The 23,689-nt window shown below is 31.9% G+C and carries 23 protein-coding genes, 1 tRNA gene and 1 pseudogene; 15 read left to right on the top strand and 10 right to left on the bottom strand.

The features are described from left to right. The first annotated feature begins 70 nt into the window (after positions 1-70). Entirely contained in the window at positions 71-5,242 is a 5,172-nt protein-coding gene (locus Mjas_RS02275) for a choice-of-anchor U domain-containing protein (RefSeq protein ID WP_421078177.1), read from the top strand. A gap of 35 nt (positions 5,243-5,277) precedes the next feature. Further along, a complete protein-coding gene (locus Mjas_RS02270) occupies positions 5,278-5,877 on the top strand; it encodes a DUF1643 domain-containing protein (protein WP_421078176.1) in 600 nt (199 codons plus the stop codon). Positions 5,878-5,921: 44 nt separating this feature from the next. On the opposite strand, the gene Mjas_RS02265 is transcribed toward Mjas_RS02270, so the two are convergent. Continuing rightward, positions 5,922-6,116, bottom strand: a complete 195-nt coding sequence (locus Mjas_RS02265) for a hypothetical protein (protein WP_421078175.1) — start codon at positions 6,114-6,116, stop codon at positions 5,922-5,924. Between Mjas_RS02265 and tnpB the strand changes: the two are divergent. Further along, positions 6,104-7,266 (top strand): annotated as a pseudogene (gene tnpB, locus Mjas_RS02260) (IS200/IS605 family element RNA-guided endonuclease TnpB). The gene Mjas_RS02265 and the pseudogene tnpB sit on opposite strands and share 13 nt — an antisense overlap. Positions 7,267-7,406: 140 nt before the next feature. Here the strand turns inward: tnpB and ribC are convergent. From ribC to ribK, 3 genes are all read right to left on the bottom strand, one after another. Then, a complete protein-coding gene (gene ribC / locus Mjas_RS02255) occupies positions 7,407-7,877 on the bottom strand; it encodes a riboflavin synthase (RefSeq protein WP_421078174.1) in 471 nt (156 codons plus the stop codon). Between the two features lie 86 nt (positions 7,878-7,963). Then, positions 7,964-8,650: a 3,4-dihydroxy-2-butanone-4-phosphate synthase gene (gene ribB, locus Mjas_RS02250; RefSeq protein WP_421078173.1), complete on the bottom strand. Its 687-nt coding sequence runs from the start codon at positions 8,648-8,650 to the stop codon at positions 7,964-7,966. Continuing rightward, the gene (gene ribK, locus Mjas_RS02245; RefSeq protein WP_421078172.1) at positions 8,643-9,047 is read right to left on the bottom strand and encodes a CTP-dependent riboflavin kinase; all 405 of its coding nucleotides are present in this window, start codon (positions 9,045-9,047) and stop codon (positions 8,643-8,645) included. Before ribK ends, ribB begins: the two co-directional genes overlap by 8 nt. 177 nt (positions 9,048-9,224) lie before the next feature. Here ribK and Mjas_RS02240 point away from each other — a divergent pair, with 177 nt between their 5' ends. Next, positions 9,225-9,986 (top strand): MTAP family purine nucleoside phosphorylase, encoded by a 762-nt coding sequence (locus Mjas_RS02240; protein ID WP_421078171.1) that lies wholly within the window; start codon positions 9,225-9,227, stop codon positions 9,984-9,986. A 4-nt stretch (positions 9,987-9,990) separates the two neighbouring features. Beyond that, on the top strand, positions 9,991-10,617 hold the full coding sequence (locus Mjas_RS02235; protein ID WP_421078170.1) for an L-threonylcarbamoyladenylate synthase: 627 nt from the start codon (positions 9,991-9,993) through the stop codon (positions 10,615-10,617). Positions 10,618-10,637: 20 nt separating this feature from the next. Here the strand turns inward: Mjas_RS02235 and Mjas_RS02230 are convergent, their stop codons facing one another. The 3 genes from Mjas_RS02230 to argJ form a co-directional block, all read right to left on the bottom strand. Then, positions 10,638-11,291: a selenouridine synthase SelU-like subunit gene (locus Mjas_RS02230; RefSeq protein ID WP_421078169.1), complete on the bottom strand. Its 654-nt coding sequence runs from the start codon at positions 11,289-11,291 to the stop codon at positions 10,638-10,640. A 64-nt stretch (positions 11,292-11,355) separates the two neighbouring features. Next, the gene (locus Mjas_RS02225) at positions 11,356-12,015 is read right to left on the bottom strand and encodes a selenouridine synthase SelU-like subunit (RefSeq protein ID WP_421078168.1); all 660 of its coding nucleotides are present in this window, start codon (positions 12,013-12,015) and stop codon (positions 11,356-11,358) included. 162 nt (positions 12,016-12,177) lie between these two features. Next, complete coding sequence (gene argJ / locus Mjas_RS02220; RefSeq protein ID WP_421078167.1) at positions 12,178-13,395, bottom strand: bifunctional ornithine acetyltransferase/N-acetylglutamate synthase; 1,218 nt, start codon at positions 13,393-13,395, stop codon at positions 12,178-12,180. 184 nt (positions 13,396-13,579) lie between these two features. Here argJ and Mjas_RS02215 point away from each other — a divergent pair, with 184 nt between their 5' ends. After that, on the top strand, positions 13,580-14,797 hold the full coding sequence (locus Mjas_RS02215) for an RNA-guided endonuclease InsQ/TnpB family protein (protein ID WP_421078166.1): 1,218 nt from the start codon (positions 13,580-13,582) through the stop codon (positions 14,795-14,797). Positions 14,798-14,841: 44 nt separating this feature from the next. Here Mjas_RS02215 and Mjas_RS02210 read toward each other — a convergent pair whose 3' ends face one another. Next, a complete protein-coding gene (locus Mjas_RS02210; RefSeq protein ID WP_421078553.1) occupies positions 14,842-16,032 on the bottom strand; it encodes a tripartite tricarboxylate transporter permease in 1,191 nt (396 codons plus the stop codon). A 14-nt stretch (positions 16,033-16,046) separates the two neighbouring features. Further along, positions 16,047-16,649 carry an OB-fold nucleic acid binding domain-containing protein gene (locus Mjas_RS02205; RefSeq protein ID WP_421078165.1) on the bottom strand — a complete coding sequence of 201 codons (603 nt, stop codon included), beginning with the start codon at positions 16,647-16,649 and terminating at the stop codon, positions 16,047-16,049. A 213-nt stretch (positions 16,650-16,862) separates the two neighbouring features. On the opposite strand from Mjas_RS02205, the gene Mjas_RS02200 reads away from it, so the two are divergent. The 5 genes from Mjas_RS02200 (at position 16,863) to Mjas_RS02180 (ending at position 19,533) form a co-directional block, all read left to right on the top strand. Beyond that, positions 16,863-17,360 (top strand): YeeE/YedE thiosulfate transporter family protein, encoded by a 498-nt coding sequence (locus Mjas_RS02200; protein ID WP_421078164.1) that lies wholly within the window; start codon positions 16,863-16,865, stop codon positions 17,358-17,360. A gap of 35 nt (positions 17,361-17,395) precedes the next feature. Next, positions 17,396-17,869 carry a YeeE/YedE thiosulfate transporter family protein gene (locus tag Mjas_RS02195; RefSeq protein WP_421078163.1) on the top strand — a complete coding sequence of 158 codons (474 nt, stop codon included), beginning with the start codon at positions 17,396-17,398 and terminating at the stop codon, positions 17,867-17,869. Between the two features lie 101 nt (positions 17,870-17,970). Continuing rightward, positions 17,971-18,534, top strand: a complete 564-nt coding sequence (locus Mjas_RS02190; protein ID WP_421078162.1) for a DUF3343 domain-containing protein — start codon at positions 17,971-17,973, stop codon at positions 18,532-18,534. Then, entirely contained in the window at positions 18,531-19,349 is an 819-nt protein-coding gene (locus Mjas_RS02185; protein WP_421078161.1) for an NAD(P)H-hydrate dehydratase, read from the top strand. The genes Mjas_RS02190 and Mjas_RS02185 overlap by 4 nt, the downstream gene beginning before the upstream one ends. Positions 19,350-19,458: 109 nt before the next feature. Beyond that, positions 19,459-19,533, top strand: a tRNA-Ile gene (locus Mjas_RS02180). Between the two features lie 277 nt (positions 19,534-19,810). On the opposite strand, the gene Mjas_RS02175 is transcribed toward Mjas_RS02180, so the two are convergent. Then, on the bottom strand, positions 19,811-20,410 hold the full coding sequence (locus Mjas_RS02175) for a haloacid dehalogenase (protein ID WP_421078160.1): 600 nt from the start codon (positions 20,408-20,410) through the stop codon (positions 19,811-19,813). A 271-nt stretch (positions 20,411-20,681) separates the two neighbouring features. Between Mjas_RS02175 and Mjas_RS02170 the strand changes: the two genes are divergently transcribed. The 4 genes from Mjas_RS02170 to Mjas_RS02155 all read left to right on the top strand — a co-directional run bounded on the left by Mjas_RS02170 (position 20,682) and on the right by Mjas_RS02155 (position 23,640). After that, entirely contained in the window at positions 20,682-21,683 is a 1,002-nt protein-coding gene (locus Mjas_RS02170; RefSeq protein WP_421078159.1) for a 50S ribosomal protein L3, read from the top strand. 39 nt (positions 21,684-21,722) lie between these two features. Beyond that, positions 21,723-22,481 carry a 50S ribosomal protein L4 gene (gene rpl4p / locus Mjas_RS02165; protein ID WP_421078158.1) on the top strand — a complete coding sequence of 253 codons (759 nt, stop codon included), beginning with the start codon at positions 21,723-21,725 and terminating at the stop codon, positions 22,479-22,481. Between the two features lie 55 nt (positions 22,482-22,536). Further along, complete coding sequence (locus Mjas_RS02160) at positions 22,537-22,797, top strand: 50S ribosomal protein L23 (protein ID WP_421078157.1); 261 nt, start codon at positions 22,537-22,539, stop codon at positions 22,795-22,797. Between the two features lie 120 nt (positions 22,798-22,917). Then, positions 22,918-23,640, top strand: coding sequence for a 50S ribosomal protein L2 (locus Mjas_RS02155; protein ID WP_421078156.1), 723 nt, complete (start codon positions 22,918-22,920; stop codon positions 23,638-23,640). Positions 23,641-23,689: the final 49 nt, after the last annotated feature.

The following is a 23,689-nucleotide window of genomic DNA, read 5'->3' as shown; positions in this document are numbered from 1 at the left end:
ATTATTAATATGCAATTAAAAAAATGGAATGGATATTTTAGATACTTGAATGGCATGCATGGTGTTGTATATGATTAACTTAAAAATAATATTGGTAATTGTTGTTTTTGGCATGGTATTTTTAAACTCCGTTATTGGTGGTGAAGTAAATTTTTCAAATATCACATGTCACATAAGTGCCATAAATAATAGTATAAATGATTTTAATGAGTCCAATAAGCTAATAACTCAATCAAATGGAACTATGGTATATAATCAAACAGATATATATATTAGTAACAACTCGGAAAGTCTGACTGATAATATAGATAAATCAGAAAGCGACAATGACTTTAAATTAACAACGACCAATAAAACAAATAATTCCACCAAAACTAAAAATACAAACTCAACGAATAATAATTATTTAGATGTTAAAATTGAAGGTTATAAAATAACAATAAAAACAGATGGGGAACCTTTTGGATATATCTCCCCACCACAAAATCATCAATCTATAAAGAATGATATACCTTTGGAATTTATAAAAATAGATAGTAATGAATATGTGGTACATCCCGTAGTATTAAATGTTCCAATAAATATTTGCTCCAAATATGGTGGAAATAAAATACTTAGTAAGACTGTATTCTTAAATTGTAGTTTAAACCATACTTCTATCACAAGAACAGATAAACCATATTTAATTACAAAATATGAAAACAATTCGTTAAAAATAAAAACTAATGGAAAATTACATGTTATATATGATTCTATAAATATATCGACAAATATAGTAGAAATTGGATATGATTTATATCGAGTTTATCCATTAATATTGAACAATACAATTATAATTTATTCTAAATTTAGCAATGAAACACTAAATAAAACGATATTTTTAAATTACACCAAACCAAAGGAAAAACATTATTTAAACATATCTATTGAAAATTATAAGTTGAAAATATCTACAAATGGTGAGCTCACAGCAACAACAATGTTAAACAAAAAAGTAGATATATCTATAAAAAAATTGGATAATTCGGAATATATTATATATCCATTATTGCTAAACACCACGATTGTTCTTTATTCAAAATTCAATAACGAGACGTTGAATAAAACAATATATTTGCCGTATATGGGAATCACTACAAAAAATTATACTGATAAAAAAACAGTTATTTATAATAATCTGCCATTCAACTTTTATATAAATCAGGGAAAATTTAAAAAATTCGACATTGATATTAACGATAATGTTTTCTTTGAAATTAATAATCTTTCAGGGAGTCGCGCTGTTAATCTAACTATTGAATTACCTTTTGAAATTCCACAAGGCATGTATATATATTATTGGGAGAATGTTAGTGGAAAATTAACTCCAATAAATTACACAATTTTAAAGGATAGAAAGCATGTTGTTATATTCTTAAAAGATGGGGGAACCGATAAATGTAAAAAAGAAAGTGGAAAAATTACAGGCTCATTTAAACTCTATATTCCAAAATTTAATGTAAAAACAGAATTTATGGATGGTAATAAAACTGGAATTTTACACATATATGATTCAAAAGGAAATGGATTATATAACCTTACCGTAAAAATTGATAAAGGAAAATTTGATTATTTGTATTTTGTTGATAAAGACAATATTCCCATTAAAAGCAATGTCAACTTACCATATAATTTAATTAAATTTAAAATTACTGATATTCCAAAAGGGTATAAAGTCAAGGTTAAAATAACTTACCCAAAATTTTCAGCAGAGGATAGAAAAATAGGTTATCATAAATTCAATCCAAATACATTGAAATGGTACAACATACCTATGAGGAAATATAGGACTACAATTATATATACACTTGAAGATGGAGCTCTCGGGGATGATGATGGAAAAACCAATGGAGTTATAGTGGACGATGGAGGTCTTGGGCAGGTTGGATTTGATGAATCAAATATAGCAACTGTGGGATTAAAAGACAATAGTGGAAATAAAATACTCGAACACTGGTATAAAACACTAGTTCCTTATGGTAGATCATCATTTACTATATCTATTGAAGATATGGATTCGATAAAATTAGATGTATATTATCCCAATGGGACGAATTATGGAACATACCACTCTACGATAGGTTCTACGAGGGGATTTACAAACACTTGGGACAACTTTACAATTAACACCAATGGTATTTATGGATGGTGGAAGTTTAAAATATACACAACATGTACATATCCACGTGGGGATTATTATAGATTAAAAGTTTCAAATAAGCTGCTTTCATTTACCAATATGACAATTATAAACAGAGAAAAGTTTTTAGTAAGTCCGTTCATTTATATGTTGGGATATAACACGAATAAATTATGTAACGAATCGTATTATGTTAAATCAGATGGAAATTTTAAATTTGCTATTTATGATGGTGACAATTTAAATGTTAGTATTTATTATCCAAACGGAACATTATATTATAACAATATTCTGACAGGCAATAACATTTGGGAAACTATAAGTGTAAATTCGAATATATGTGGAATCTATAAAATCATAATAACCGAGACAAATAATACATTTAATGACTCTATTGGAAAAATACGTTATTCAAATAGAAACTTATACCGGATTGGAGCAACAAATCCAATATATATGACGAGTGATGAATACGAAATTCAACAAAATACAAAAAATATAAATGTTTATGCATATAATAAAACTGTTAATGTCGGGGAAACTTTCAATTTAACAATTTATATAAAAAATACGGAAAATTATAATTTAAATAATTCAAATGTATCAGTTGAATTGCCAAATGAATTAGAATGTAATTATACATCTAAAATAATTAATTGTATTTCTCCAAATGAAACAAAGGAAATAAATTTTACAATAGTTGCATATAATGGAGGCGATTACACCGTAAATATTAGTTTAAAAAATAATCTTACAAATATTATAAATATTACTAAAATTCAAGTTGGGGGAATAATCCTAAACGGAACAATATATGAGGATTTTGGAATATTGGGAGTTAATGATTCTTCCGATGTGCCAATCCCCAATGTAAATGTAAGTTTAGTTAAGGATTCGAATGGAAACAATAAGCCAGATGCTAATGATTTATGGTTATATAATACCTCAACCAACTCAACAGGAAACTATAACTTTACATTCAATGGAAATGGAATTTACTTTGTAGTTGTAAATTCGAAAACAGTTAATACAACAAGGGGGCTAAATAATGGATATACGATAAATGATATTTGGGCAGAAGAAACGTATCAAACAGAATGGAATGGAACAAATTGGGCAATAATTCAAAAATTCGGGGGACAGAATGCCTCACAGTCAGATGATTGGAGCGATGGGATTTGTGAGCATTATATTGTAGTAAATACGTCAAATTACAAAGGGGAATCTATTGATTTTGGATATAGTTTTGATGTAATTGTTAACACAAGGGACGACGATGCTGATAATACAACAAATTCAAGATATGCACAAGGAACACTAAGACAGTTTATAATCAATGCAAATGCAATCCAAGGAGCAAATTATATGAAATTTGTTCCAATGGTTCATCCAAATGGTCAAGATATAAATGGAGTATGGTGGACTATAAAGATAAATAAAACAATCGGAGCTCTGCCATATATAACCGATGACTATACAATAATAGATGGAACTGCTTATTATCCAAATGGAACTGTAAGGGATGATAACCCCGGAGATGCATATTCGGAAACAAGAGTTGGAATTGGCCAAGATGCAATTCCTGATAGTGGAGACGAATACACAATCACAGCAATAAAGAGAGTTGAGTTGGCAATAGATGGAAATAATGTTGATACAAATGTTCTCAAAGTTTGTGCAAATAACTCCAAGGTACTTAATATTAGCATATATGGTGGAGAATTTAGCGATTGGAGCGATGATACTGGAGCAGCAATCTTGGTTGGGGGACAAAATATAACCATAAAAAATACAATTCTTAATGCATATCCAAATGGAACATTCATTTCCAATTCATGGGTAGCAATTGACAGTAGGGATCCTGCAAATTGCAGTGATTTGAAAATAATACACAACTTATTATCAAGAAACCATCCAATACTTTTAGGTCGTGATGGCGAATTGGAAAACATACTGATTGAAGAGAATATCATCTGGAGTTATTGGACTCCAAGTATTATGTTTGGTTCATATAGTACTATTTCAGGAGTTATAAACCACAACTATATATGCGGCGGCAATAAGCCACGGGATATTGATACAATTGGATGGGCATGCATTGAAACAAGAAGCGCCAATGTTTTTAACTTGATAGTCGAAGATAATACAATTATTACATATGATACACGAAATTCGACGGCGATAAGCTTGGGGGAATATACAAAAGATGTAATAATAAGATACAACCTCATAAGAAATGCAAAGGGCTCTGCCATAGTAATGTCCCATTATAAAGAAGATAATCCTTGTGCAAAGAATATAGTCATAACAAAGAACTCAATCATTAACTCTGGAAAGATAGCAATTGATTTCCTCAATGATTATATAACCCTCAACGACGGACAATTCAATTCATCACAACCCAACTATGGTATTGATTATCCAGTTATAACTCGTGCTTACTTTGACGGAACTCATCTACACATAAGAGGGTTTATAGGCAACGAAACACAAGGGAGCTCTTCGGGATTTGCATATGCAACAGTGGAAATTTATCTTGTAACGAACTTAATCGGTGGAGATAATCTAATGGGTAATGATATATCATCGGATGGAAGTGTTTTATCCAACTACTATGGTGAGGGCTGGATATATTTGGGAGCTCTCACAGCAGATAAGAGTGGAAACTTTGAGGGGATAATAGATGTATCTGGAAAAATGATTAAAAATGGAGCATTAGTTACTGCAACGGCAACGCTTCCAAATATTGGGACATCAGAATTTGGACCAGATTATGAAATTTTAAGATATTGTAATTTGAAGGCATCAATAGAGTTGACAAATGAAGGTTATAATGTATCTCTAATATTATACAACAATACACAAAATGTTTATGTTTATTGGGATAAACCTAATGGTATAAATGTAATAAATATAAGTGGGGATTATAATGAGAATGGAATTTATGGAAATATCTATTGGTTCAAATTTAATGCAATTAATATAAATGAGACAAAAAACATTATAATAAAAACAAATATATCGACAGTTGAAGGGTTAATAATAGGAATTAACCCGAATTAAGTATATCTATATAATAACTACAAAAAGGGTAAAATATGAGCCCCAGAATAGGTAGGCAGGTTAAACATTTTGAAGCTATAGATGTCAAAAATATAAATGCAGTATTTTCGGAAGACAGGATATACCGATATACTTTGGAAATGAAATATAAAGATAGGGAAAATTACAAAAATACAATGACTGTAATTTTAAAAAATCCTTCATCAGCAGACGAGAAAAAGGCAGATAATACAATAAGGAGGGTGGAAAAATATGTTTATGAAAAATTCCACGATGTGGCGTATTTAAATATTTTAAACATATTTGCATACCGTGCCACAGATGCAAAGGATGTGAATAATGCCCTAATGACATATGGCTTGGATTATGTGGTAGGTTTGGAAAATGATAGATATATCAAATCATTGGTGAAAGAAAGCGACCATATCATCAAGGCATGGGGTGGTAATAGTGGAATCAATAAAAAACTTTATAATCAAAGGATTAATCAAGTAAATAATTTACTGGCTAAAATAACCGAAAAACAGAATATTCCAGTATACCGAGTAGATGGCAACGGCAAAGGAAATGATTTTTATCCATTTCATGCCTGTTTTTGGGGAAGCAACATGAAATTAATAAAATATAGTAAATAAATAATAATGATAGTTATTTTATTTATCTAATGTCGGCGAGAAGTTTATAAAAACCTGCGGTTCAGATGGAGCAGAGCTCCATTACTCACCAACAAAGTTGGTGATTTTAAAATGTCTTCGCTCCGCTCAGACATCCCCCGTTCGTAAGGGCGGGATGAGAGCTGACCAAAAATTATAAATAATACAGCAACTAAAATACTTAACATAAATAATACATCGTGATAAAATGCTAACAGCATACAAGTTCAGATTACACCCTAACAAAGAACAAAAAACACTAATCCACAAACACATTGGAGCATGTAGATTCATCTATAATTGGGCATTAAATCTTAAAATCCAATCTTACGAACAAACAGGCAAGGCAATATCACGATTCCAACTAAACAAAACCATAACAACACTAAAAAAAGAATTCCCATGGTTAAAAGAAATAAACTCCCAATCATTGCAGGGGGCAACTCTGAACTTGGAGAGGGCATTTACCAACTTTTTCAGAAGGAAATCATCCTTCCCAAGATTCAAATCCAAAAAACATCCCAGACAATCCTTCCAAATTCCCCAACATTATAAACTGGACTGGGAGAATAACAAAGTATTTCTACCCAAAATAGGATGGGTTAAAGCTAAACTCCACAGGAAATTCGAAGGGGAAATGAGAACAGTAACAATCTCAAAAACTCCAACAGGTAAATACTTCATAAGTATTATAGTAGAGGATGGAAAACCAATTCCTAAAAAACAACCATTCAATGAGGAAACCACAATAGGTATCGATTTAGGTATTACTCACTTTTGCATATTATCAAACGGTGAGAAAATAGATAATCCAAAGCATCTCAAAAAGAGTTTGCAGAGGTTAAAAGTATTACAAAAAAGACTTTCAAGAAAACAAAAAGGTTCTAAAAACCGAGAGAAAGCAAGGTTAAAACTTGCTAAATTACATGAGAAAATTACTAATCAAAGGAATGACTTCCAACACAAACTCTCTTTTAAATTAATTGGCGACAGCAAAAATCGAAGATTTTTGTGTCCTGCAAATCTTTGATTTGCACGGAAAACCAAGCCATAGCGTTGGAAGATTTGAATGTTAAAGGAATGGTTAAGAATCACAATTTAGCCCAATCAATTCTTGATGTAGCATGGTCTTCTTTTGTATCTAAACTAATGTATAAAGCTGAGAAGTTTGGAAAGACCATAATAAAAATAGGTAGGTTTGAACCTTCCAGTAAAATATGCTCTGTTTGTGGGTATTATAATGGTAATTTGGACTTAAAGAATAGAGTTTGGAAGTGTCCTGTCTGCAATACTGAGCATGATAGGGATGTTAATGCGGCGGTTAATATTAAAAAGTTTGCTTTGGACAGACAGAACCTAATTGGATTATAAATACACTACGCACCTGCGGAAGGCGGGGGTGAGCCTGTCTGACATGCTCTGTTAAGAGATGGATGATGCAGGAAGCCCCTTCCGTAAGGAAGGGGTACTTCACTATTCAATTGCAGAGTATTTTATTAATTATTTAGTTGTTATTCCCTTGCGGCTCCAACATCTTCGAAACCCTGCCTTAATCCTTTTCCAGCATTTTTCTCCAAGAACTTCCGGTTGAATAATAAATAATAAACATTTTCAGCATGTTCTTCTGCCCTTCTCTTTGCTAACCATTCGAGCTCCTTCTCATCCTTAGCTTCATCTTCATGAACAAAAACTTCAATTATGTGTTTATTTGTCATGAGCTGTGCCATCATAAGCCCTTGGGAAGCTTCATGGGCACAAACTTTGTCTTTATCTTTTCCCCCGGGCATTCCAAGTGCCATAGTTATTTCGCATCCCTCTTCTTCAATGAGTTTTTTACATGCTACTGGAAGGTCTTTCATTCCCGGAACCGTGTATCTAATTATTTTTATTTTGGAAGTCATTTCATTTAATTTCTTTATTGCAGCAGATGCCATATCTACCCTTGCAAAAGTGGTGTCTGCTATACCAACTTTTATAGTCATAATTTCACCAAATAATCATTTAAAAGGGATTATATAAAAATAAAGTAATGAAAATAAAAATTCTATAATTATTATTTATTAATATTTTATTTTTCTTCAATGTGTTCAAGATAGTAGTTTATCAACTCTTCACCACTTAAATAAACTAAATTATTTTTTTCAGCATATTTTTTTGTTTCGCTTTTACTCATGGCATTTCCATCGTCCCCCATCATCTCGCAAATTGTGGTGATTGGGGTTAATCCTGCCATCTCAGCAAGTGCAACGGTCATCTCCGTATGTCCTTTTCTATTTTTTACAAGTCCTTCGGCAGCCCTCAATAGAACCACATGTCCCGGAGCTCTGAACTCTTTTCCAAAATCACCGAATCTTTTTTCATTACAGAGCTCCGCAAATTTCTTTATGGTGTGAGCTCTGTCATTATCGGTAATACCTGTAAAGGTTTCTCTATGATTTATTGTGATAGAGAATGATGATTTTTCATCATAAGGTATGTCATTTGGATAGAGCTCCTTTAATACTGGGAATTTTTCAGAGGCGTAATCAAGAACATCCACCATAAATGGAATACCTATTGATTTACAAAAATCTGGATGGATTGCCGTGCAAATTAATCCACCACCATCTTTTCTCATGGTTCTTATGTGTGCAGGTGTGATTTTTTCAGAGGCAACCACCATATCAGTTTCCCCTTCCCTATCGTCGCTATCGTAAATTAATATTATTTTTCCATTTTTTAAATCATTAATAGCTTTTTCTATGTTATTATTCATTTTTTTCACCGTTTAATGTAATCATAATAATATCATTGTTTTTTAAAAATAAATACTTTCTCAATTTAATAGGTGCTATTATCTCTATTATATTATTGGGATGTTCGGTTTTTTTTGGATATACGATGGCACCTTTTACACAATAGTCTTTTGTGCATATTTTTACGGGTATTATTTTAACCCCATAGTATTTATTATTTTTATAATAAAAATCATCCACTTCTATTGGTTTTAACTGATTTAAATCTATTTCATGCCCTAATTTAATATTTAAAGTGCCTTCATAAGGTTCATATCCAAGAATATTTTTAAATTTTTCTTTGTAAGGCAATAGGGACATATAGTATCTTCCTTCGCCTTTTCCAGAAACTACACGACCAAATAATTTACTTAACATTTAAATCATCACCAGTATTATATATTCCTTTAATTCATTAGATATTATTTGTATTTATGAATTGTGTTTAATAAATCATATTTGATAGATATAATGGATAATATAGTCAATAATAAAATAATAGATACGAATGTCAATATATTTACATTATATTAAATAAAAATAGTAGGTGGTATTTTGATAGGAATAATTGGAGGAACCGGAGTATCATCCATATTAAACAAAGGCGAAGAGAAAATAATAAACACAAAATACGGAAAATCAAAGGTTTTAATAGATGATGAAAATGATACAGTTTTGCTGTTTAGGCATGGATTAAAACACAACACCCCACCACATAAGATAAACTATCGGGCAAATTTATACGCGTTGAAGGAGCTCGGTGTTGATAGAATTTTGGCAATAAATTCTGTTGGCTCATTGAAGGAACATGTAAAACCGGGAACATTTTTTGTTCCAAATGATTTTATAGAATTTACAAAGGCAAGGGAATGCACATTTTACGATGGAGAAGATGGTGTAGTAGTCCATATAGATGTTTCAGAGCCTTACTGTCCAGAGATGATAAATATTTTGAAGGACATGCTGAACAAAAGAGACTACGAATATAACGAGGGGGTGTATGTATGCACAGAAGGACCAAGGTTTGAAACAAAGGCAGAGATAAACTTTTATAAAACTGTGGGGGATGTTGTTGGAATGACTGGATACCCCGAGGTTGTTCTTGCAAGGGAGCTCGGAATATGTTATGCATCATTATGTTCAGTATCTAACTACTGCACAGGCATATCCAAGCATAAATTAACAGTTAGTGAGGTTTTTGATACAATAAGGGAAATGGAAGAAAGAATTTTAAAAATAGTTGAGGATTTTATACATTACGACTATGAAAAAAGTTGTTATTGTGCAGAAGCATTAAAAGACGCTGTGATTAAGTGATATTATGAAGATAGTAAAATTGAATGACTTGGAAGGGGATAAAGAGTTAAATGAAAAAATTAAAAAGGAAATAGAAAGCATTAAAAAGATGATTTTAGATGGAAAAATAATCATTTGCGGGACAGATACTCTTTACGGGCTATGTGCAAATGCATTAGATGAAAATGCAGTTAAAAAGGTTTATGAATTGAAAAAAAGAGACCCAAATAAACCTATTTCAATATTTTTAAAGGACAAAGAGGATATTGAAAAATATGCATATACAAATGACATCTCCAAAAAAATAATTGATAAGTTTTTACCCGGAGCTCTGACAATAATATTGAAGAAAAAAGATATAATACCAGATATTGTTTCAAAGGATTATATTGGAATAAGGATTCCAGATAGCAAAATAATAAGGGAATTATCCATAATCCCATTAACTGCAACAAGTGCAAATTTAAGCGGGGAAGAATCTCCAACCTCTGCTGATGAAATAAGCGAAGAATTGAAGGAAAAAGTGGATTTAATAATTGATACTGGGACATGTAAATATAAAACTCCATCTACAATAATTAAAATAGTGGATGATAATGTAGAGCTCATAAGAGAGGGAGCAATACCTTTTGAAAAAATTAAAAAGATATAATTTAATTTATTATTTTCTCATTAACTTTTATTTAAATTATAGCTCTTAAATCCGCCGACCAATCGTTTAACTTTAAAGCCCAATAATTTAAAGATTGTGGCAATGGCCTGACTTCTCATCCCACCTCTTGCACAAAATACAACAACTGTCTTGTTTCTATCAAGTTTAACTGCTGTTTTAGTTATCCTTTTTATTCCTTCTCCGATGATATCTGATGCAAGAGTCATTGCTTTATCTTTTCCCTCTTTTTTATAGGTTTTCCCTATTAATTCATGTTCTCCGTCTAAAAACAGCGGAATATTTATGGCATTAGGAATTGTTTTTTCAGCATATTCTCTCGGAGCTCTTGCATCTACAATTATAATATTATCCTTATCCATCTCTTCAAATTCCGAAATGGTGATGAGCTCATCTATAAGCTCTTTTCCTATGGAGCTCAGATATTTTTTAATGTCGATAGGTTCAAAATATAGGAGCTCGTCATTATACTCTACAACAGTTGGGGAGTCAATATTTTTTGAGTAATTTAAAATAAATGATGCGAGCTCTCCGCTTATTTTTCCAGCAAGTATTTTTTTACCATCAGTTATCATTTTTCTTCCGTCTTTTAATTGTATTACTAATATTACATCATTTTTAAATGTTAATAATCTTGAAAGTATTTCTTCGTCCATTATATCCCTTTAAATTTATTTATATGGTTTATATTGAGTTATCTATTTAATTAATTTATTTAAATTATCTGATTATACCACATTTCTTTAATTTTTCATTGACAAAATTGTTTATTATTTCAACGGATTTGCCCATGTCTTCATTGTAAATCACTAAATCAGGTTTAACTTTTTTAATAGACCTCATATAGTGTTCTCGGTATAGTTTTTCCTCAATAACTACTGCGGCACTGTAATAATCATCCTTTTCAATTAGTTCTAGTATATTATCCAACGCCTCCAATTTTTCAGGCCTAGTTAAAAGTGTTTTAAGGGTTTTGAATTTTGAAATAAGAATTTCTTTTTCCATACTGTTTTTTGGAAGGTAGTATTTTAAAAGTCGCTGTATTTGGCATTCATAGGGGCATTCTATTATTATACTGTAATTGTAGTATTTCAGGTTGGAAAATGGTTCAGGAATATTTAGTTTTTCTGTTCCACCTATTTTCCGTCCTTCAAATTCTACGATGCAGTAGCCCTTTTCTTCTGCTTTTTCTTGCTGTTTCTTTAATAGTTTTTCAAATTCCTCTTGCGAATGCTGTTTTAGGTGGTATAAATCACCCAATACGCTTCCTCTCGTGTTTCCACATTCTTCAATATCTACAACAGGATGGTATTTTTTTAATTCCTGTAAAATTTCTGTTTTTCCACATCCTGTTTTACCGAATAATCCAAAAATTATCATAAATTCACCGTGGTTAAATATTTTTAAAATAGATAGTAGTAAGTTATTAAAAAAGTTAATTGATATTATTTTAAATATTCAAATCTATAATTTAATATATTAAAAAAATATTAAAAAATAACAAATAAAAGCAATAGAAAAAAGCATATAAATAAAAATAAATTATGTGGTATATTCTGAATTCAGTTGCACATAGTCATGCCCTAAATCACAACCATAGGAAGTGTTTTCATAATTTCCAATCTTTAAATCAACGACTATCTTTATTTTGTCATTTTTCATAATATCCTCTGCGAGCTCTAACTCTTTTGTTCCCTCGTCGGCAATTGGGATACCATCTTTAACAAGATAAACCTCTTTTTCAAAATCGGAAATTAACACATCCATTTTATCCATATCCATCTCTACACCGCTGTATCCAACTGCGGCTGTGATTCTTCCCCAGTTTGGGTCCTCCCCATAAAGTGCAGTTTTTACAAGCAAAGACCTAACAACAGACTTTGATGCTTTTATTGCATCTTCCTCTGATGCACAGCCCTTTACACAAACTTCCATGAGCTTGGTGCTTCCCTCTCCATCCATTACCATCATCTTTGCCAGTTCTATGCATATGTATGTTAATGCATTATCGAAGAGCTCGGCACATTCTTTATATTCAACTCCACTTTCACCGTTTGCAAGAACAAACACCGTATCATTTGTGCTGGTGTCCCCATCCACAACAGCGTTGTTAAATGATTTATCTACTGCATTTTGAATGGATTTTGTTAAATCGCTATTGTTTATTTTTATATCTGTTGTAATAAAGCATAACATCGTTGCGTGTAGCATATCTGGTGCTATCATACCTGCTCCTTTTGCTATTCCTCCAATTTTTACAGTTTTTCCATTCACTTCAAATTCTACTGCAATGGTTTTTGGAAATCTGTCTGTCGTCATTATAGCCTTTGCTGTATTGTTATTATCGCTTTTTTCTGTTAATCTATTGTATGCATTTTTTATTCTGTCTTTTATAATATCCATTGGCATCTTTCTTCCAATTACTCCAGTTGATGCTATTAAAATGCTGTTTTCAGGAATATTTAGCAATTTTGCAGTTTCTTTTATCATTTCCTTTGCATCGTAGTATCCATTTTTTGTAAAGCAGTTTGCATTACCGCTGTTTGCCACAATTGCTCTTATTTTATCCCTATTATTTTTTAAAATTTCCTTTGATAGATTTACGGGATGTGCCACAACCTTATTTGTTGTAAAGGTTGCAGCTGCTATGCAGTCTTTTTCTGAATATATTAAGCCCACACCGTATTTTCCTTCTTTAACTCCATTTGCTTTAAATCCTTTTGGTGCTATTACGCCGTTATCTATTATTTTAAAGTCCATATTTTCACCAGCTAAATATTATTACCATGATATAATATGAAAGTAAATAAAATTACGATAAACCGCCGAGAAAGCCAACGATTTTAATCGTTGGATGATAGGCGGACATCATTTTTTTATATGCTCAACTACATAATATATGAGTGTAATTAGAATAATGGCATATATAAATTTGGTGAATTCCATGCAAGTAACCAGAGTGCTGACAATAAACCTAACAAGAAAACTAACCAATGAACAATTAACAATCATAAACCATTTAACCTACTCAGCATCAAAACTCTGGAATACATCCAATTATAAAGTAATACAACGAAATATTAAACCAAATAAAATAGATGTTCAAATGAAGAACAACTTCTGGTTTAAAAACCTGCACTCACAGTCAGCACAGGCAGTATGCCAAAGACTCACAATAGCATGGGATAACTTTTTCAAACAGCACACTAAAAGACCACGATACCAACCAAAAGACGGGCATTTTCCAGTAAAATGGAAGAAGCAAGGTTTCAAAATCATAGGCAATAAGTTAAGGTTATCATTATCTAAACAAACTAAAAACTATCTCAAAGAGAAGCATGGTATCAAGTCCAAGTACTTATGGGTAGAGTTATCGAAAACTCTACCGCTTGATACCATGCAGGTTAAAGAAGTTGAAATAGTTCCACATAAAATCTATGGTATAACTTATTATATGCTTCATTTAATATATAAGAAACCAGTAATTCAAAAACCAGTTAAAGAAAGCAATATACTGAGCATTGATTTAGGAATTAAGAATTTAGCGACCGCAGTAACTAACACGGGCAGTGCAGTAATCTACGATGGAAGGAGATTAATTTCTAAATTCCGATGGTTTGCTAAAACAAAGGGGAAAATACAGTCTGCACTAACAAAACAGGAGTTAAAGAATAACAAAAGATTATCACACTTAACAGTAAAGGAGAAAAACTACACTAAGGATTATCTTCATAAGGTCAGTAAGATGATTATCGATTTTGCAGTGGATAACAAAGTTTCAAGGGTTGTCATTGGTGAGTTAAACAAGGGCATTTCAAGTATTGATATTGGTAGAAAGAACAACGAGAAAATACACAAGATACCTTTTGGTAGGTTAGTAAGTATGATACAGTATAAAGCAGAGGAAAGGGGATTAACAGTAGAACAGGTTAATGAATCTTATACTTCTCAAACTTGTAGTAATTGTGGTGTGGTTAAAAAGAGTAATAGGAAGTATAGGGGTTTATATGTATGCAGTAATTGCGGGATTGTGTTGAATGCTGATATTAACGGGGCTTTGAATATTTTAAAAAAAGTATTTTCATGTAGCGTAGCCCTGAATCTCCTAAACGGAGATAGGGGTAGTGGGCTTGGCAACCCATGTAGGGTTAGACCCTGCTAAAGAACCCCACGACTTCAGTCGTGGGAGTATGTCAGATCCTAATATTAACTAATATAATATAAAACTGTTGGAAACACAAGAACACTCATCATGTAGGACATATTTACCCTAGATTTTACACATAATATTCCCAAACACGCTGATACGACATATACTACAAGGTAGTAAAATAAATAATTTGAAAAATACCCTAATATAAAAACAACGGCACTACAGAATAGGATTAAATAAAATGAAATTTTTCCATAGTTAATATATGACATATACCTTAAAAAATATTTTGAGATAAAGCACAAAATGGCGTATCCTAACCCAGTCACTATTAGCATATAAACAATAATATTAAAATTTAAATCAATTGATAGATTTTTTATTGCCACAGCTGTTCCGCTTCTTCCGTATCCAATTAATAAAAGGGCAAGAATGGAAAAAACCTCGTTTGAAAGTGTAATTGCTCCCTGAGACACTAAGAAATTTTTTATATTGTCCTCCCTTATGAGTTTGCTTAAAAAGAAATTTATCTGAGCTCCGCCAATGGCAGGTAAAAATATTCTTATAAATCCACCAATGGTTCCAGCAAAAGCGGACTTTAAAATGGACAGATTTAAATCAGGAAATGTGATGATTTGATGATTTATTTTATCTGTTTTTAAATTCTCCAACAATAGGGGAATCCCGAACATCCCTGTAAATATTGCAGTTAATATATTATTAATAGACGGATGATTATACAGTGCTTCAATACCGAAAAAACCCGATAAAATTATAATAACAATACTCCAAAATCTGTTTTTTGAAAAGATGACTGTGATAAATAACAATGAAATTAACACATAAGGAATAAATGGCTTAAATGATTGGTATGCTCCATGTAAATCTAAGTTTATAGAGTATAATAAAAACAATACAAACAATGAAATAATTATTCCAACAAATCCACCAAATCCGCATAATATTACTCCTTCATATCCATATCCTTTTAAGGTTAGGTTGTGCAATGGAAGGACAGAGACAGCAGTTTCATCGTCTGGAACACCAATGAATGCCGAAGGTATATAATTTATAAAATAATGAGTAATTACCATGCCTATTAAAAAACATACATAATTTTGAGAACCGATATATGGAAGTATTAAGAACGAAATTGGTATGAGAGTATTTGGATGAATTCCCGGAAGTAATCCTGTAAAAGTTCCACAAATACATCCTAAAAATAAAAAAAATAAATTAAATATATTGAACATCTGATTCATTCCCCACACCATTTACATTTTTTATAACCTAGTTCTTTTGCATCCTCCTCAGAATAGAAATAAATTCTGTTATCTTCCTTTATTTTGTTTCCATACGGACAATTTTGAGTTGTATGGTATGTTTTTCCATATTTTGAAGCATAAATATTAGTTGGGGTTGGAGATAAATATATGTCTCTCTTAAAATTTTTCTTTTCAATTAATTTAAAATTGGATATATCATCCAAAATTATCTCATAAAATCCATTATATACTTTAATAGTCCCAATTACTTCAACAACATCCCCTTTTTTGATTGTAGGATTTGTGCTTTTGATATAATTAGTTAAATCCTCATTTATTTCTTTAAATGCATATATCCTTAAATCTCCCCCGGAATCATCCCTTATTTTGATATATTTAATTTTTTGGATATATCCGTAATCATCTTTTATTACCTTCATGTCCTGAATAATCCCCGTAATCTTGACATAATCCCCTTCGTTAATATCCGCTATCTTTTTGGTTTTTGGTGTGAGCTCATAAAAATGTAAAAATGCAACCCCCATCAAAACTGCTGTAAAACAAAGATATACAATTCTTTTCTCTGTAAGTTTCATAATGCCCCCCATGTATTGTTATATGGTGTTTTTCTTTTTTCATTTGATTATATAAAATTTTTATTATTATATATGGTTTTTTTATATTAAATTACCTAATAACCACTATTATTATTAAATTTTTTAAAAAGTAAGATATATATATTATGAAACATACTAAAAACAAGTGTAGATTCCATAAAATTGTTATTAAAATATCTAATGGGTGAAAGTATGAAAAAAATAACTCCATTGATGGCGGGTTTAGCTGCGGGATTTTCTGCGGCAATATTGCAGGCGTTTTTTAAGATAACCGCACCACCTGCATATGGTATTTGTATAGCCTGCCATACAAGAGATTTAGTAAATTGGATAGTAAATAAAATAGGCATATTCGATACTAAATTGTTTGTGGCTCCTGTGTTTAAAGACGCTGCTACTGGAATAGTCGCTTCAAATTATGCTCCTGTTTTAACTGTTGTTGGTATATTCGTAGGTGCATTTATTGCTTCAAATGCTCACAAGGAATTTAAATTAAAGCAAACTCACAGTCCGATATTAGGTTTTGTTCTCGGTGTTTTAGTGATTATATTTGCCCTATTAATGGGTGGTTGTCCAGTTAGGGAATCCCTTAGGACTGCCTACGGAGATATTATAGCACTTATAAGTTTAGTGGCCATGTTTATCGGAGTTATAGTGGCTAGTGAAGTTTATTTAAAGAAGAATGTATAAATAACGACAATATTTAGTTAAAAGAAGGTGATTTTATGTATATTCATGCAATAGGAACATTGCTGTTTGGTATAGCGTTGGGCTACTTATTCCAAAGGTCAAGAATGTGTTTTGTTGGTGGAATGAGGGATTTTTATCTCATAAAAGATAGCTATTTATTAAAAGGATTATTGGGGACCATTGCTGGTGCATTTATTGGATATGCCATTTTTAGTGCTATGGGGCATATTTCAGCATTTCCGTGGATGTTAGAAAAAGGATTATTAACTCCAATTCCGGGGGATCCTCTCGGAGCTAGTGGAACAGTAGTGGGTCATTTAATATTGGCATGTGTTGGAGGATTTGGAGTGGGATTCTTGTCAGTGATTCAAGGGGGATGTCCATTAAGAAACTATGTTATGGCAGCTGAGGGGAATAAAACTGCTATCACATATGTATTAGGTCTTGCAGTTGGGGCAGTCATATTCCATATGTATGTTGCACCATTAGTTAAAGCAATACTTTTATAAACTATATTATTTACATTCTATTTTATTCTGGTGTTATTATTTATACAAATTTGTGGTCTAATCTTGCATTTCTTTTCTATTGTTTAATTAATGGTGAAACCATGGTTTTTAAAAAAATAGCTTCTATTTTTAAAAAAGATGATAAAGCAGAAAATGAAAAAATGGATAAAAATGGGCTAATCATATTTAAAAATGTTAAAGATGCCATGAAATCAGAAAAAATTCTTAAAAATTATAATATTTCCGTTGTAGCTCCTCCTCCCGAAATTAGAGAAGGTTGTGATTTGGCAATTGAATATGATTTGGTTGAAGAAACGGGCATTAAACGAGAGTTAAGGGAAAACAATATAGAACCTTTAAAATTTATATCATTAAACGACTATTCATTAAAGCCACTTGAACTGGTAAAGATAAAAAAGCTAGATGATGATTATTTAATGGTTAGATGCGGAAATATGAAAATAACAATAGATAAAGAAGGGAATATTTTAAATATCTCCGGCGGCGGATGTCCTGATGTTCCATACCTCACATTAAAAATGAGGGGTAGAAATATTAAAGATATAAAGGAAGAGGAATCTCCAAAAACATTGGGATACACATTATGTGCATACACACTAAACAAGGCATTTGAAAAGGCAAAAGAATTGGCGGTGGAAAAATGATAATAGCTGGAACAATGCCCATTGAAGGATTGGAACTGACAAAAGGAAGGGCAGAATTAAAAGGCAGTAAATTAATTGTAAATAATAAGGAGTTTCCAGTATCCATGGGAACAGGAGCTCTGATTGGTGCAGTAGTTAAAACACTTGAATATTTTAATAAGGGAGCTCCCACTGTAATAACTGCGGGAGATATTGGGGATGGAAGCGGAAGTTTGAAAATTTACGAAGAATTGAAAAATATTGACGATGATTTACTTGTAATCCATTATATAAAACCAAAAATATCCTGCATTAAAGAAATTGATTTTTCTCCAAAAATAATAGCAGATGCTGGCGGAATGTATGCTGGTAAGGCGGCAGGTATTGGAAATAAGTTTCATTTATTCCTTCCAGATGTAGGGGAGCTCGCCTTTTTAGCAGATGAGAAGAGCTCGCATCCTGCGTATGTAAGGGGGTTTATATCTGAAATTGACAATACAGAAGTTCCAAAGCTTATAGAAATGGCGTATAAAAACAACATGCCAGAATATCTACTTGTTAAGGGAGAAACCGATTATATTGTTAAAAATGGAATTATTTTGGATACCATAAATAGTCCAAAAATTGAAGCTATGGAGTGCATTGGGGGAACAGGAGATACCCTTACAGGTCTTGTATCTTCCCTCACATACTGCGGATATAAAACAGAAGAAGCTTGCGTATTAGGTTCTAAAATAAACAGGCATTTGGGAGAATATTTAAATGCTACTCCAAGAACGCAGATTGAAGAAATTATAAATGTTATTCCAGAAGTTTTAAAGAACCTAGATATATAATGGTATTATCTTACCATTAAAATAAATTTGGATTTTTAGATTATAGAAAAGTTTATATACTAAAATAACTTATTTCATCTTGCGTTCTTAATTCGTGAAATTGACAATTAGGGCAGTGGCTCAGCCTGGTTAGAGTGCTCGGCTGATAACCGAGTGGTCCGGGGTTCGAATCCCCGCTGCCCTACTTTTTATTTTAGGAGGATATATCTATTAATTTACATACACTATTTTTAGGCTCCAAACATCACGAAGTGATGTTTGGACTTTGGATAGCATCCTTTTCGAGCGATAGCGAGAAATCAAATGAAATCCATGGATTTCATTACTGCCTACGGCATCGTATAAATTCACGAAGTGAATTTTGAGATTTTTAAAGGCTTCTTCTGGATTCCCACTATCCTACTTTTTATTTTAGAAGATTATATTTATTGATTTATATATTAAAATATAAAAAATAGAACTTATTCATTTTTTAATTTTTTAATTTCGTTTCTTAATTTTAAATTTTCAATGAAATTAACTAAATCACCATTGGTTTTTTCCAATAAACTTCTAGATATATCCTGTTTTCTCCTTAAACTATCTATTACGTGGTAATAATCAAATTTCATTATAAAATCATATATTTTTTCCATGAATCCATAATATTTTTCAGCATCTTCAACATCGTCGTTTTTAATTGACTCTAAAATCATCCGTCTTAATTCACCTATGACATCGCAAAGTCCGAGAATATAATTTTCTGGCTTTACATCATTTTCCTTAAATTCAGAATATTCTAAAAATTTGTTATTAAAAACAATATTATAAAATACAATAGCTTCCACATATTCCTGCTGAGGTGTGTTTAGGTATTTTTTAAAATCGTCATAGTTTTCCACCATTGCGTTTAGTTCTCTAAGCTTATCAGTTAGCTCATCAAATGAAATATTTTTGTCTAATTTTTGAATATGTCTTATATTCATTGCACAATCTCTCACTATCTCTCTTGAAAATTTTAATATTGATTCTCTTAGATTGTCTTTTTCTTCGAAATATTTAATTAATTCTGTGTTATTCATACAATCACCAAAAACTTTATATAATATTCAATTTTAATAAGATATATCTTTTTAATTATTTAATAGTGCCTAAGGGTTAAGTATATATATAACAATACTTAACACTAATAAGGCATCATGTCGAAAAACCTGAAAAGGCATTTATGCTACTGACAGGTTTAGTTTTTTTAAATTATATTCAAATAGCAGTTAAATAATTTTTTAATTATAGATTGCACTAAACCATCATCTAAGTATATTAAAATTAACAAATTTATTAGGAGGTTATACGATGGGTATGAAAAGAAATAGACCTCGTAGGGGTTCTTTGGCATTTAGCCCAAGAAAAAGAGCAAAAAGACCAGTACCAAAAATCAGGTCATGGCCAAAGGATGAAAAAGTTAGACTTCAAGCATTCCCTGTATATAAGGCAGGAACAACACATGCTTTGATTAAAGAAAATAATCCTAAAAGCCCAAATGCAGAACAGGATGTATTCACGCCAGTTACAGTATTGGAAGCTCCTGATATTACAGTAGCTGGAATAAGAGTTTATGAAAAGACCACAAAAGGTTTAAAAACATTAACAGAAGTTTGGGCTGAAAACTTAGACAAAGAATTAAACAGAAAAATAACCGCACCAAAAGAGCCAAAAGCTAATGTGGAGAAATTAGATGAAGTGGCAGACAAAATTGCAGAAGTAAGAGCAATTGTTCACACAAATCCAAAAAACACAAACTTGCCAAAGAAAAAACCAGAAATAATTGAGATAAGAATCGGTGGAAAAGATATCAGTGAAAGATTGGCATACGCTAAGGAAATACTTGGTAAAACATTATCAATAAATGATGTATTTACAGACGGTGAATTCATAGACACAATAGCAATCACAAAAGGTAAAGGATTCCAAGGACCTGTTAAAAGATGGGGTATTAAAATACAGTTCGGAAAACACCAGAGCAAAGGTGTTGGAAGACACACAGGTTCCATCGGTCCATGGACACCAAAGAGAGTTATGTGGACAGTCCCAATGGCTGGTCAGGTAGGATACCACCAAAGAACAGAATACAATAAGAGAATCTTAAAAATAGGAAACAATGGAGAAGAAATAGTTCCAAAAGGTGGATATTTACACTATGGAGAAATTAAAAACAACTATGTCTTAGTTAAAGGTTCAGTTCAAGGACCTGCAAAAAGAATGGTTGTATTAAGGGGAGCTATAAGATGTCCAGAAGATAAGTTTGGATTGCCAGAAATAACATACATAAGTAAAGAGTCCAAGCAAGGAAATTAAATAATTAAAAAATAAATAAAAACACGGATGGGTGTTATAATGAAGGTTAAAGTTTATAACATGGACGGTTCTGAAAAGGGAGAAACCGAATTACCTGCGGTATTTGAAACAGAATACAGACCAGATTTGATTAAAAGGGCGTTCTTATCCTCATTAACTGCAAGATTACAGCCAAAAGGCGTAGACCCAATGGCAGGAAAAAGAACCTCTGCAAAATCAATAGGTAAAGGACACGGTAGAGCAAGAGTTAGAAGAACAGGACAAGGACAGGCGGCATTTGTTCCTCAGGCAGTAGGCGGAAGAAGATGTCACCCTCCAAAAGTAGAGAAAATACTCCACGAAAGAATAAACAGAAAAGAAAGATTGAAAGCATTAATGAGTGCAATCGCTGCATCAGCAAATCCTGAAATCGTAAAAAGTAGAGGGCATATCATTGATGAAGTTCCATCAGTTCCATTAATCGTAGATAACGAATTTGAAAACCTTAAAAAGACAAAAGAAGTTTTGGAAACATTTAAGAACTTAGGTTTAGACAAGGACGTTGAAAGAGCTAAGGATGGAATTAAAATTAGAGCTGGAATTGGTAAATTAAGGGGAAGAAAATACAGAAAACCAAAAAGTGTTTTAGTTGTGGTAAGCGGTTTATGCGATGCTGTTAAAGCTTCAAAAAATCTTCCTGGTGTAGATGTAATCACAGCTGACGACTTGGGAGTAATGCACATAGCACCTGGTGCAGACGCTGGAAGATTGACATTATGGACCGAAAAAGCTGTGGAAAAATTAAATGAAAGATTCTAATATTTTAATTTACTTTATTAATTTTAGGTATTTATTCTTATATTGAGGTGATGGCATGGATGCCTTTGATGTTATCAAAATGCCAATAATTAGTGAAAAAACAATGAAACTCATTGAAGAAGAAAACAAATTGGTATTTTATATTGATAAAAAAGCTACAAAAGCTGATGTTAAAAACGCTATTAAGGAATTGTTCAATGCAGAAGTAAAGGACTTAAACACATTAATTACCCCAAAAGGTCAGAAAAAAGTATATGTAAAATTAAAAGATGAATATGATGCAGGAGAAATTGCAGCTAATTTAGGTATTTACTAAATTCACAGGATATTACATCAAATATCATGAGTTTATTCATGATTTAATGATATTCGGGGAAATAACTTAATTAATTATTGAGGAATAATTTACTTAAAACAGGAGCTCATAGGTGATATAATGGGTAAAAGACTAATGTCCCAAAACAGAGGTAGGGGAACTCCAAGATATACCTCACCAACCCATAAGAGAAAAGGAGAAGTAAAATATAGAAAATTTGATGAGATGGAGAAAAAGGACAAAGTCCTTGGAACAATTGTAGATATACTTCACGACCCTGGAAGAAGTGCCCCAGTAGCTAAGGTAAGATTTGAAAATGGGGAAGAAAGATTAATATTGGTTCCAGAAGGAATGAGAATCAATGAAGAAATTGAATGTGGTATAAGTGCGGAAATAAAACCTGGAAATGTTTTACCATTGGGTGAAATACCAGAAGGTATTCCAGTTTACAACATTGAAACAATCCCTGGAGACGGGGGAAAACTTGTAAGGTCTGGTGGATGCTACGCACACATTATTGCACATGATGTTGGTAAAACAATTGTGAAATTACCATCAGGATTTATGAAAACATTGAATCCAATGTGTAGGGCAACAATCGGTGTAGTTGCAGGTGGAGGTAGAAAAGAAAAACCTATCACAAAAGCAGGTAAGAAATACCACGCTATGAAGGCTAAGGCAAGCATCTGGCCAAAAGTTAGGGGTGTGGCAATGAACGCTGTGGACCACCCATTCGGTGGTGGAAGACACCAGCACACAGGAAAACCTACAACAATTTCAAGAAAAACATCCCCTGGTAGAAAAGTAGGACACATAGCTGCAAGAAGAACAGGAAAAAGATAAATAAATAAAACATGGTTTGACAAATAATTTTTTGTCATGACCCAAAAAA

The sequence above is a fragment of the Methanothermococcus jasoni genome (assembly GCF_049075655.1).
Classification (GTDB): domain Archaea; phylum AGJL01; class Methanococci; order Methanococcales; family Methanococcaceae; genus Methanofervidicoccus.
Note: the sequence above shows the minus strand (reverse complement) of the source record. Positions and strands in the feature narration are given on the sequence as shown.